Genomic DNA, 12,122 nt, shown 5'->3' with positions numbered 1-12,122 from the left:
ACTGGCTGGGCAGGGTAATAGCGAAGAACGTTCTCTGAAATTCGATTCAGCTCAGCGTAACGTGCGCTGTAGGTATGTATAATCCATTGCATCAATTTTGCATCCGTATTATTCGCAGATTACACACAAGAAGCTTAACAATGGCTGAAAGAGTGAGCAGGGATATGTAACAAAAACAAGGGCTTCAAGATGAACTGGATAAAACCGGAGCAGAGCAAGCCCTGTTCCGGTTTGTCAGGCTTTGGAATTTCTTCCAGGCCCCTGCAGCTAGTCACAACAAACACATTAATGTTTTCATTGCTTCAATTCAATATTATTGTGTGAAAGGGATTCCATCGAAATCGGCTTATGCATGCTTAAAACTAAACTGCCCCGGCTGCAGTCATTTGGTTGCTGTGGGCTCTGTACTGTGTCTAATAGTGAAAGAATCTTACGTTATAACGAAGGAAATTGCTGAATGACTCTACGATTGCAGACGGAATCACCCGCTGACCAGGATATGTTTAGAGGCAGCAGTCATGAAAAAGTTGCAGAGAATGTGGCTCAGATCATCAGGACACCTGATGTCAATATTATTGGTCTGGAAGGTGAGCTGGGTTCAGGTAAGTCAACAATATTGAAGTTCCTGCAGAAAAAGCTTAAAGATGATTTTACGTTCATTAACTTTGATGCAGAACGTTACCATCATGGCTCAACTAAAAAAGCGCTTATCGATGTCATCCACCACGGGGTCAGCCTACAATGTCCGGGCTCCCGGGATGTGTTGGATAAGTATAAAAATCTGGCTCTGGGTAACATCGTTGAATACGACAAGAGGGTCAGCAGCAGGCTAAGCTGGTTGACCGTCGTTTTTATTTTACTGTCATTGCTTTCCGTGCAGATGCTTCGTTATGTGCTAACAGACCTTAATCAATATTTTACTAACAATGATCTTACCCACGAATAGTGGACACACGACTAAGTGAGTAAACTCTTAACCAGAGGTGACTCATGACAAAACCAGCATCAACCAGTAAGAAGCCCCGCAAACAGTACACGCCTGAATTCCGCAACGAAGCCCTGAAGCTTGCGGAACGTATCGGTGTTGCTGCCGCTGCCCGGGAACTCAGCCTGTACGAATCCCAGCTCTACGCATGGCGCAGTAAGATTAACAATGCCCGCAGCTCTTCCGAACGTGAGCAGGAAATGTCCGTTGAAATTGCCCGTCTTAAGCGCCAACTGGCGGAACAGGCAGAGGAGCTGGCCATTCTCCAAAAGGCCGCGACATACTTCGCGAAGCGCCTGAAATGAAGTATGTCTTTATTGAAAAACATCGGGCTGAGTTCAGCGTCAAAGCCATATGCCGGGTACTGCGGGTCGCCCGTAGCGGCTGGTATGCGTGGCGTCTGCGTCGTCAGCAGATAACACCACGTCAGCAGTTCCGGCTCGTCTGTGATACTGCTGTCCGTCAGGCATTCACTGAGGCAAAACAGCGTTATGGTGCGCCTCGTCTCGCTGACGAACTGCCTGAGTACAACGTCAAAACCATTGCCGCCAGCCTGCGGCGTCAGGGGCTTCGCGCAAAAGCGGCCCGGAAGTTCAGCCCGGTCCGATACCGCGAACATGGCCTGCCGGTGTCTGAAAATCTGCTGAAACAGGATTTTTACGCGAGTGGCCCGAATCAGAAGTGGGCGGGTGACATCACGTACTTGCGCACGGACGAAGGCTGGTTGTACCTGGCGGTGGTCATTGACCTGTGGTCCCGTGCTGTCATCGGCTGGTCGATGTCGTCGCGGATGACAGCGCAGCTGGCCTGCGATGCGCTACAGATGGCACTCTGGCGACGTAAGCGCCCGGAAAATGTCATCGTGCATACGGACAGAGGCGGGCAGTACTGTTCGGCAGACTATCTGGCGTTACTGAAGCGGCATAATCTGCACGGTAGCATGAGTGCCAAAGGATGTTGTTACGACAATGCCTGCGCGGAAAGCTTCTTCCACTCGCTGAAGGTGGAATGTATCCACGGGGAACGCCTTATCAGCCGGGAAATCATGCGGATGACGGTGTTTAATTATATCGAGTGTGATTACAATCGGTGGCGCCGACACAGTGCCTGTGGCGGACTCAGTCCCGAACAATTTGAAAACCAGAACCTCGCTTAGGGCCGTGTCCACATTACGTGGGTAGGATCACAAGGAGTCATTATTAGGGTGGCTTTTTTATGTTGAGGTGGCCGCGTTTCTTTCTCCTGCCATTATGGTCGCAGGACTGGCATGCCTGCAGAACATGGAATGGTACAGAAAGAAAGGGTATTCGAGTATTGGTGATTTGTTCAAACGCAACAGTACTGACAGGATTGAAGAGACTTGGCTAGTTAATAAGGAGGTCGGAGCTATTGAGCTGGCTGAAGCTCTGCAGGGATTTACCTCCAAAGAGGTCATTTCCCATGGAGATCGCTTCATCCTTATCATTGATAATCTGGACCGAATCAGTGCAGACAAAGTGAAAGAGCTCTGGAGTGATATGGAGCTTATTGCCGGAGCCACTCATGAACACTTCAGGATAGTGGTGCCCTATTCGGCAAGACAGGTTTCAGCCTCACTTTCTGTGGCGGGTTTCAGCGGGCGTGAGTTTATTGCAAAGCGGATTCCTGTAAGTTTTCAGGTTCCTCCTCTTATTTCGGCAGGATGGCAGGAAGCGTTAAGGCAGTACTGGAAAGAAACAGTAAATGAGGATGCAGGGATAGCGTGCCGGGAAGCAACGGTGTTGCTTGAGCGCTGGAAACCCTCTGAGTATCCTCGTATCACACCGCGATTAATGAAGAAGTTTGTTAATGATATTCATATTCTGAACCTTACCGTTCCTGCAACAGAAGATCATCGCCATATTCTTATTGCTCTCTACTTACTGGTGGTCAGATACGGGGAGCGAGATATTAAAGTATTACTTCGCGATCCCAAAGCTAGTCAGACCGAACCCGGTATTGCTCCGGATGATTTTGACGAGATGCTCTCGCTAACTTATCAACAAATATCCCGAATTTTTAATAACGATACAGAAAGATGGAGCGAATTTCTGATGAGCATCCACTATCAGTCCACGGTGGAGCTTGCCAGGAGCGAGTTGCTTGATACGCCTCTTAAAGACGCGATTGGTGCTATAAATATCCCACGGCTTGAAGAACTGACGGCCTTGTGGGGTTTCGCTGAAGCATGGCAGCGAGTGGCACCACATATTCAGATGCGAGACTGGCTGGTTTCTTATAGCCGGATGGATGAGAAGTGTCAGGCTCTCGCCGAACCGCAACTCAAAGTCGCAGTGCAAATGCTGAATCAGAGTTATGCTGTTTCACTCAGAGAAAAGAATGATGAAGGTTTCGTATTGAGTCTGCAGAAACTGATGGCTGACGGGCGGATAAGCCTAGAGCCTTTCGTCGAAAGGCAAATATCGTTTATTGTGAGTAAACTTGATGAAATTCAGGATTCAGAAAAATTGGAGGCTGAATCCACGCAGACGTTGCTGCAGGAAGCTGATTCATACTCTGTTCTGGCCGGTGAATCACTACTGAATAAAATGGAGAATTTTGTAGATGGCGTATTTTATGTGGAATACCTTGTCAATAATGAAGAGACCTTGTCAAACCTGAAAATTGGCACACTAGATATCGGAAATCACGGTCGGGAGGAGATGTTACGCTATGGAGCTGAGCAACCTCAGATAGACCTTTTTAATCCGGGAATTATCCGGCATATCAATATTGCATCGAAGGCGGTACAGAACGTAATTGGAAAGAATGATGGTACAGGTGGGGCTCAGGTTAGCTCTGCAATAATGACGCTTAAAAATCGTCAGGTTGTTGAGGACGTTATCCATTTCAGAAAAATTGTTCTGAGCCCGGACTGGAATAATAATGTTTTAAATCAATATTATCTTAATAATACGGCGACGAGGAATCTCTTCCCTGCGGAATTTGCTGCACAGGCTGTTGCTCACATGGTGCTCCATGGTAACTATGCCGGTATCGAGTCGTACAGTGAACATATTGGTGAGGAACGGTTTGACCTGGCTTTGGCTGCATATCTTCGTTATCTACGTACTGCCGAGAGTATCTTTATAGCACTTAAGGATAAAAATGTTCTGCCGTACATCAAAAATGCTGTTGGCAGGATTGTTGATTTAGGTCTTCTGGTGAATATACCTGTCCTGAGCTTTGTTAAAGGTCAGTATGACGTCATCAAAGAAGCTACAAATGCAACCTCTCTTTTAATATTTGTGCGAGAGCGTCAAAAAGCACTGTCAGAGAAAATAATTGAGTCTGATGTGAATGCTATGGGTCCAGTATTTCTCCATGACGTATATCAGTCAGGTGAGCAGTTTGATATTTTGAAGAAAAAGCTGAACGCCCTGGCATGTGGAGTATTTAGTTCTTCTGAAAGGCTTATTGAGTGTTTTACGGTTCTTCCTGTGAACATGCGCTTTATCCTTGAACAAATGCAACTTCAGGGGCAGCATATCCGGATGGAAGGTAGTGTGGGTATCTTTGCATCATGGTTCCGTGATGCAGAGCCAGACGTTGTCACAAATGCCGAGAACATTCATTTCCTGTGGTCTTGCCTCGACGATACCCAGAGAGAGACTGTACTTGATGAGTTGCACGATGTCTTACTTGAAAGACATATTCGTATTGACAGCCGTATTGCGATTATTACCCGTTTTCATAATGAGTTGTCGTTTATTGAACCTGAGAAGGCCGTTGAACGCAGGGCTATTGCGGCGCTGTTTAGCGCTTCTGTTGATAATGTATTATTGTCTCAATGGCTTGACCGTCAGACGTTTTCATTTTCATCATGGTCTCCGGAGGACGCCCGTACGGCAACGAGTTGTATAATGAATAACTCGGAGATTTTTCCTCTCATCTGCAGGAATTCACAGTATATTAAAAACAGAATGTTACCAGAGAAAGCGGACGTTACAGAAGATAGTGATACGTTTCCGGACTGAGTTCGTTCTTTAAATCCTATACCTGAAGACCACAGCGGTGGTCTTTGGGAGTTTTTTTATTGCCTGATATACATTAAGCATGTTATATCTTGCTAAGAAATAATCATTCAGGGATTAATCATAACTACTGAAGTTATGTTGTGTTCTTTTCTTTTAAAAATAAATTATTCAGATTTATTTTCTATTGATTTAATGAGGTAGGGAATGACAGAAAGTGCTTTGCTTTTGCGAGAGGCATTTAATGAATCGGTTAACTATATGACATGGTCTTTTTATTCACTGATAACTGCTTACGTTTCGATGGCTTTTTATGATAGAGTTGAGGTTAAGACCCGAATAAATAATTATCTGAATAAGTTACTTTTCGTGATTGCTATGTCCGTTTTTATCCCAAATATGTACTTTGTTTCAATGGTGTTCAGTCAGAAGTTAGGCACCGCAGCTGGCGTTGCGTCATTCATTATTGGGCTACTTTTCATGATGTTAAACTCGGCGCCTGTAATTACTGGTATCGTACAGCAGCGCAAAGATTGAGTTTTATGAGTATAGTCAGTTGGGTTTTCATCTGTTTTATCAGACTTAGAAAAATGAAATCTTTCAATTCATTGATTTTAAACGCAAAAAAATTTCTAAATGATCAGAATTATAGGGTGCTCGCTCTGCTCGATCACCGAGCATGAAGGGCGCATTATCCAGAGCCGCTCGGAAGACTCCATCATCAATGAGATCGAAGCGATCCGCGATTCTGTACCGGGTTTTACCGGGGTGATTTCCGATCTCGGCGGGCCGACGGCCAATATGTATATGCTGCGCTGTACCTCGCCGCGCGCGGAACAGACCTGTCGTCGCCTGTCGTGCGTGTATCCGGAAATCTGTCCGCATATGGATACCAACCATCAGCCGACGATCGACCTTTATCGTCGCGCCCGCGATTTGCAAGGTGTGAAGAAGATCCTGATCGCCTCCGGTGTGCGTTACGACCTGGCCGTGGCTGACCCGCGCTACATCAAAGAGCTGGCGACGTATCATGTGGGCGGCTACCTGAAGATTGCGCCGGAGCACACGGAAGCGGGTCCATTATCGAAGATGATGAAGCCGGGGATGGGCAGCTATGATCGCTTTAAGGAACTGTTTGACACCTATTCGAAGCAGGCGGGTAAAGAGCAGTATCTGATCCCCTATTTCATCTCCGCACATCCGGGCACGGAGGATGAGGATATGGTCAACCTGGCGCTGTGGCTGAAGCGTCACCGCTTCCGTCTGGATCAGGTGCAGAACTTCTATCCGTCGCCGCTGGCAAACTCAACGACCATGTATTACACCGGCAAAAACCCGCTGGGTAAAATCGACTATAAGAGTGAAGATGTGGTGGTGCCGAAGGGCGATAAACAGCGGCGTTTGCATAAGGCGCTACTGCGCTATCACGATCCGGCTAACTGGCCGCTGATCCGTCAGGCGCTGGAAACGATGGGCAAAAAGCATCTGATCGGCGGACGCCGCGAATGTCTGGTGCCTGCGCCGACCCTTGAGGAGATGCGCGAAGCACGGCGGCAGAACCGCACTACCCGTCCGGCGTTGACTAAGCATACGCCGGTGGCGCATCAGCGGCAGGGGCTGGCGGCGAATAAAAAACGCGTGAAATCGGCGGGGCGTTAAAGGGTTGGCCCGGCAGCGTTTCTGCCGGGCAGATCGTTTTATTACAAACGCGGCGGATTGGTGTATACCCTGCTACCGATCCTTCATTGCGCTCTTGCCGCTTCATCTTTTGCAGACTGAACTTCCGGGCGCAGTGCTTCAACGTCCTGCTGTAATTAACTCACCTTTGCATCCAGCGTTTGAATCTCTTCAGCCAGAAACCTTTTTCGCGCTGTATTTCATCTTTATTGGCGTAAATCGCAGCATGTTCAAAACCTAAAATAGCGTAACCCCGTAAGCGTACTTTTTCTGATGGTATTTATCCGGATTGGCCAGTAATTCAGAAATAGCAACATCTTCTACCTTGTGACTATTAGTCGCTAATTGCGGGGCTAATAATAGTTTCGATTGCGTGTCATCACGACGTTGCCACATCAGAGAAGGCAATGGATCGTCGAGGTTATCAACATCTGTCAGCAGCCAGCGATCGTGCGGTTTAAAAAGCTGAATCTTCATCGAATGCGAGCGTTTTTTCTCGTTCAGGGTAATGTGTGCCTCGGCAAACCGATTGCTATAAGGCAATACATGACGTATTTCGACGGAGATATCGTCCGGGTTATTACATAAACATAGCGCATCAGGCAGGGTGCTAAAAAGCGGTTTACTGGCGACGGACGCAGTGCGGTGGTTCTCTAACATTTCACCACGCAGCCCGATGTCATAATTCATCGAATCCTGTGGCGAATGATAAATACGCGTAATCGCCTGCTCAGGCGTTTCACTGCACCATGTGGCCTGGCTAAAGACGCCCAGCGCCAGCAGGAAAAAACATAGCCGCCAGTTTTTCACGGGCCATTCCTTATCGTCTGCGAGCCCGGCACATCATTCCGCTACCGGCAGCTGCCGAATACGAGCTGCCAGCGCCGCCAGTTTCTCATCGTCCGCTCGCTCACAGTCGTGTGAAGAAAGATAGCCTTCGTACTGCGTAAAATACGTCGTCTTTCGCGCCTCGATCGGCCTCCACTGCGTCATATCGCCGGTGCCGTGCATCGGGCTGAGTTTACTGTGAACGTGATCCACGCCGAAGCCTTCAAAAAACATCCCGGTACGGCCCACGTCAGGGAAAGCGCGATCCAGCAGTTTCGCCACCTTCTGCGTGGCGAGGGCTAAATCTGCCAGCGCCTGCGGTGGCAGATCGAATGCATAGCTCGGATAGTGTTTTTTCGGGATCACTACCGTAAAACCTTCGGTGTTGGGAAAGATGGATAGAAACGCCAGATGGTGATCGTCTTCCCAGATTTTATGGCAGGGGGCTTTACCTTCAACGATCTGGCAAAAAATACAGTTCATCATTGTGTCTCCGTTGATGATTTATGCTGGTTAATAACATTTTGCATCCGTTGAACCAGACTACTACTGCCAGAAGGAATAATGTCGTCAATAATCCATTTATCACTGATGCGATGCAGAATAAAGTCCTGCTCCTTATGCTGTTGATCATCAAGTGAGAAACGAACCCGAACCCTGACGACATCCGCTTTTTTTCTAACAATACTGATATTTTCGACCTCAGGATGCTGATCAAAATTGCAATCACAAATCGGATTGTTTAACAAATATTCTGGATAGTCATCTCCAGAATCGTTAGAGATTATGTACTGATATTTATACAAGTATCAATTATCCGTTCGACCTGTGCATGTTCTGCATCTGTAAGTTGGATCGGGATTCTCTATATATGTTGGTCAGGAATAATTGCAGTCTATCTTGCAACGCCCTAACCCCGGCAGGAATGAATGATTTCTGAAAAGCGCACGACTCATTGACTTAACAACCGAAACGGTAGTCAATAAAGAGGGATTAATGACGCGAGAAAAAGGATGCAAAAACGATTTTGTCTGGGCCTTATATTAGTCGCCCTGCTGCAAAGCGGGTGCGTAACGCACTATCAAAGTCAGCCGATGGTGGAAGGGAAGCTGCTGGATAGTCACGGACAGCCGTTGGCGGGGGCGAGTGTGACGTATTCGAGCAATGCCGGAGAGACAAGCGCCTTGTCTGACAACAACGGGCGTTTTTCCTTTCCTGCGAAGCATAAATGGGTTTTTTTCCTGCCATTAGGGCCGATGGACTGGATGCATCGTGCGGAGCTACATTTTCAGACGGCAACGCAGCAGTATGACTATCTTGCCGCAGGTAGATTAGGCAATGCGCATGAGCTGGACGGGGTGGAAATTGGCGTTATCTGCCAGTTGCCGGCAGCGACAGAATTGTCGCCGCCGGAAGTGTGTCATCAGGTTGATATCAACAAGGTGACGGGCAATCAGCCGCCGAACTGATCCGGATCCGGTCCCAGGCGTTTACCCTGGTCCAGTTTGGCGATTTCGCCCAGCTCGTCTTTGTCGAGGCGGAAGTCCCAGACGTTGAAGTTTTCCACAATACGGGACGGCGTGACTGATTTCGGGATCACCACCAGACCGTTGTCGAGGTGCCAGCGAATGACGATCTGCGCCGGGGTCTTGCCGTATTTATCGGCAAGCTGGCGGATCACTTTCTGATCGAACACACCTTCGCCGCCTTGCGCCAGCGGACTCCAGGATTCGGTCTGGATCTTATGCGTGGCGTTCCACGCATGAAGCTGGCGCTGTTGCAGCAGCGGATGCAGTTCGATCTGGTTGATCACCGGCGTAACGCCCGTTTCATCAATCAGCCGTTGCAGATGGTTGATCTGAAAGTTGCAGACGCCAATACTTTTTACCAGCCCCTGTTTTTGCAGATCGATCATCCCTTCCCACGCCTGTACATAGCGATCGATGGCCGGAACCGGCCAGTGCATCAGATACAGATCCACATGATCGAGTTGCAGCTTGTCGAGACTCTCCTGCAAGGCTTCGGCAGGACGTTTTTGATCGTCATTCCACAGTTTAGTGGTAACGAAAATCTCGCCGCGCGGTACGCCCGCGCTCTGTAACGCTTTCCCTACACCATCTTCATTTTTGTACGCGGCAGCGGTATCAATCGAGCGATAGCCCACTTCCAGCGCTTTATGAATAGCCTGGACTACCTCGTCATTGCCTGCTTTCCACACGCCGAGACCCAGTTGTGGCATTACGTTGCCGTCCTGAAGTTTGATTATGCCTGGATGTGTCATGCATTCCTCCTTATTGGAAACTCGCCGGAGCGATCCCGGCGAAGTTGTGTGCATTAAGTCTGGACGAAAAAGTCAAAAACGAAAGTCGGAAGATAAAATGGTTAGCGCGCCGCTTCGTAAATACGACGGCTGACATCAAGGGTAATATCGCCGTGTTCGCCCAGCGCGGTCATGCCGTGTTCTTCCAGTTTTGCCAGCAGCGCCGGGATGGAGCTACCGTCCAGGCCGTAGCCGGAAAGGCGGGTCGGCACGCCAAGCTGTTCGAAGAAGTTGCGGGTAGCGGCGATGGCGGCATCAATGCGCTCGTCTTCGCTGCCGTCGGTGATGTTCCAGACGCGCTCGGCATATTGCAGCAGCTTGCCGCGTTTGGCGTCGCGTTTTTCATTCCACAGCGCAGGCAGAACGACCGCCAGGGTTTGCGCGTGATCGAGACCATGCATCGCGGTCAGTTCGTGGCCGAGCATATGGGTAGCCCAGTCCTGCGGCACACCTGCACCAATCAGACCATTCAGCGCCTGGGTCGCGGCCCACATCACGTTAGCGCGGACATCGTAGTTTTCCGGTTCCTGTAACGCTTTCGGGCCATCTTCTACCAGCGTCAGCAGAATGCCTTCGGCAAAACGGTCCTGAATTTTCGCGTTCACCGGATACGTGATGTATTGCTCAACGGTATGCACAAAGGCATCAACCACGCCATTGGCGACCTGACGCGGCGGCAGAGTGTAGGTATAAACCGGATCGAGCACGGCGAAGACCGGCTGAACGAACGGCGAATGGAATGCCTGTTTGTCGCCGGTGGTTTTACGGGAAATGACCGCGCCTTTATTGGACTCGGAACCGGTAGCCGGGAGAGTCAGTACGGAACCCATTGGAATCGCGCTGCGAATGTCGCTGCCGCTGGTTTGCAGAATGTGCCACGGATCGACGCCGTCCGCGTAGTGTGCGGCAGCGGCGATGAATTTAGTGCCATCAAGCACGGAACCGCCGCCGACCGCCAGCAGGAAAGTGATGTTCTCGTCGCGGGCGATTTTCACCGCGTTCATCAGCGTTTCGTAAGACGGGTTCGGCTCGATGCCGCCAAATTCACGCACGTCCAGCCCGGCCAGCGCGCTGTGAACCTGATCCAGTACGCCGGTTTTTTTAACGCTGCCGCCGCCGTAGGTGATGAGGACGCGGGCATCAGATGGGATTTGATCGCGCAGGTCGGCAATCGCGCCTTTACCAAACAGAATGCGGGTGGGGGTATGCAGAGTAAAATTATTCATTGCTCGTTCCCTTAAGTAGGTAAAAAAACTGAGGCTTTCATTGTGGTCTTGCGATAGCGAGCTCTCAATGCATATTCCTGCCGTTCTCTTGCCCATTTCTCCATAGTGCTGGAGAAAGGCGTTAAATACGGGCAGACTAAACGGGTGAAATTGCGCCCCGGAGGTGACCGGTTATGAATCGTCAGGAAATCTGTCAGCAACTTACCGAAAAAATTAACCTGCTCAGAAATAACGAAAAATCGCTCAGCGCGCTGCTGCCGGACGTACGTCTGCTCTACGGTACGCAGCCCGGCACCCGTACACCGGTGATGTACCAGCCGGGGATCGTATTTCTCTTTTCCGGCCATAAAATTGGCTATATCAATGAGCGCGTATTTCGTTATGACGCCAATGAATATCTGCTGCTCACCGTCCCGCTGCCGTTTGAATGCGAGACGTACGCCACGCCGGACATCCCGCTGGCCGGGATTCGCCTGAACGTCGATATATTGCAGTTGCAGGAACTGCTGATGGACATTGGCGAGGACGAGCGCTTTCAGCCGGGCGAGTCGGCAAGCGGGATTAACTCCTCCGTGCTGACGGATGAGATCCTGTGCGCCGCCGAGCGGCTGCTGGACGTCATGAAGCGTCCGCTGGATGCACGTATTCTTGGCAGGCAGATCATCCGCGAAATCCTTTACCACGTATTAACCGGCCCACGCGGCGGGGCGCTGCTGGCGCTGGTCAGCCGCCAGACCCATTTCAGCCTGATTAGCCGGGTCTTAAAACGAATTGAAAGCCATTACACTGAGAATCTGAGTGTCGATCAGCTTGCTGCTGAAGCGAATATGAGCGTGTCGGCGTTTCATCATAACTTTAAGTCGGTGACCAGCACCTCGCCGTTGCAGTATCTGAAGTCGTACCGGCTGCATAAAGCGCGGATGCTGATGATCCATGACGGAATGAAGGCCAGCGCGGCGGCGATGCGGGTAGGCTATGAAAGCGCGTCGCAGTTCAGCCGCGAATTTAAGCGCTATTTTGGCATGACGCCGGGAGAAGATGCGGCGCGGATCCGAATGATTCAGGGAATGTAGCCGGGCAGGTTCAGCCGCCCG

11 protein-coding genes and 1 pseudogene are annotated in these 12,122 nt (G+C 49.8%); 7 read left to right on the top strand and 5 right to left on the bottom strand.

The features are described 5' to 3' along the window. Positions 1 to 457: 457 nt before the first annotated feature. The 5 genes and pseudogenes from INT84_RS11355 to INT84_RS11335 all read left to right on the top strand — a co-directional run. Positions 458 to 946 carry a P-loop NTPase fold protein gene (locus INT84_RS11355; protein WP_023280967.1) on the top strand — a complete coding sequence of 163 codons (489 nt, stop codon included), beginning with the start codon at positions 458 to 460 and terminating at the stop codon, positions 944 to 946. A 44-nt stretch (positions 947 to 990) separates the two neighbouring features. After that, positions 991 to 2,141, top strand: a protein-coding gene (locus INT84_RS11350; protein WP_087855188.1) for an IS3 family transposase whose coding sequence is annotated in 2 segments (ribosomal slippage) — positions 991 to 1,249 and positions 1,249 to 2,141 — 1,152 coding nt in all. Because the reading frame shifts where the segments join, the coding sequence is not laid out codon by codon here. A 67-nt stretch (positions 2,142 to 2,208) separates the two neighbouring features. Then, the gene (locus tag INT84_RS11345; protein WP_032415320.1) at positions 2,209 to 4,980 is read left to right on the top strand and encodes a P-loop NTPase fold protein; all 2,772 of its coding nucleotides are present in this window, start codon (positions 2,209 to 2,211) and stop codon (positions 4,978 to 4,980) included. A gap of 204 nt (positions 4,981 to 5,184) precedes the next feature. After that, positions 5,185 to 5,514 carry a hypothetical protein gene (locus tag INT84_RS11340; RefSeq protein WP_000140246.1) on the top strand — a complete coding sequence of 110 codons (330 nt, stop codon included), beginning with the start codon at positions 5,185 to 5,187 and terminating at the stop codon, positions 5,512 to 5,514. Positions 5,515 to 5,628: 114 nt separating this feature from the next. Then, positions 5,629 to 6,636 (top strand): annotated as a pseudogene (locus tag INT84_RS11335) (DUF3362 domain-containing protein); the annotation flags it as partial. 255 nt (positions 6,637 to 6,891) lie between these two features. On the opposite strand, the gene INT84_RS11330 reads toward INT84_RS11335, so the two are convergent. From INT84_RS11330 to INT84_RS11320, 3 genes are read right to left on the bottom strand one after another with little or no spacing between them, the layout of a single operon-like run. Then, positions 6,892 to 7,464, bottom strand: coding sequence for a hypothetical protein (locus INT84_RS11330; protein WP_194206884.1), 573 nt, complete (start codon positions 7,462 to 7,464; stop codon positions 6,892 to 6,894). Between the two features lie 33 nt (positions 7,465 to 7,497). Then, positions 7,498 to 7,965, bottom strand: a complete 468-nt coding sequence (locus tag INT84_RS11325; RefSeq protein WP_194207284.1) for an HIT family protein — start codon at positions 7,963 to 7,965, stop codon at positions 7,498 to 7,500. Next, positions 7,965 to 8,288: a hypothetical protein gene (locus INT84_RS11320; RefSeq protein ID WP_194206883.1), complete on the bottom strand. Its 324-nt coding sequence runs from the start codon at positions 8,286 to 8,288 to the stop codon at positions 7,965 to 7,967. The genes INT84_RS11325 and INT84_RS11320 overlap by 1 nt, the downstream gene beginning before the upstream one ends. Before the next feature lie 207 nt (positions 8,289 to 8,495). Here INT84_RS11320 and INT84_RS11315 point away from each other — a divergent pair, with 207 nt between their 5' ends. Continuing rightward, positions 8,496 to 8,951 (top strand): DUF6795 domain-containing protein, encoded by a 456-nt coding sequence (locus INT84_RS11315; RefSeq protein WP_194206882.1) that lies wholly within the window; start codon positions 8,496 to 8,498, stop codon positions 8,949 to 8,951. On the opposite strand, the gene dkgA is transcribed toward INT84_RS11315, so the two are convergent. Both dkgA and yqhD read right to left on the bottom strand, forming a co-directional pair. Further along, positions 8,936 to 9,763 (bottom strand): 2,5-didehydrogluconate reductase DkgA, encoded by an 828-nt coding sequence (gene dkgA, locus INT84_RS11310; protein ID WP_194206881.1) that lies wholly within the window; start codon positions 9,761 to 9,763, stop codon positions 8,936 to 8,938. The genes INT84_RS11315 and dkgA overlap by 16 nt on opposite strands. Positions 9,764 to 9,864: 101 nt before the next feature. Further along, entirely contained in the window at positions 9,865 to 11,028 is a 1,164-nt protein-coding gene (gene yqhD / locus INT84_RS11305; RefSeq protein WP_176918465.1) for an alcohol dehydrogenase, read from the bottom strand. Between the two features lie 173 nt (positions 11,029 to 11,201). Here yqhD and INT84_RS11300 point away from each other — a divergent pair, with 173 nt between their 5' ends. After that, complete coding sequence (locus INT84_RS11300) at positions 11,202 to 12,101, top strand: AraC family transcriptional regulator (protein ID WP_194206880.1); 900 nt, start codon at positions 11,202 to 11,204, stop codon at positions 12,099 to 12,101. Positions 12,102 to 12,122: the final 21 nt, after the last annotated feature.

Source organism: Superficieibacter sp. 1612_C1 (assembly GCF_015234305.1).
In the GTDB taxonomy this organism is placed as follows: domain Bacteria; phylum Pseudomonadota; class Gammaproteobacteria; order Enterobacterales; family Enterobacteriaceae; genus Superficieibacter.
The sequence above is the reverse complement of the archived record's forward strand: the minus strand, read 5'-3'. Positions and strand labels throughout refer to the sequence as shown.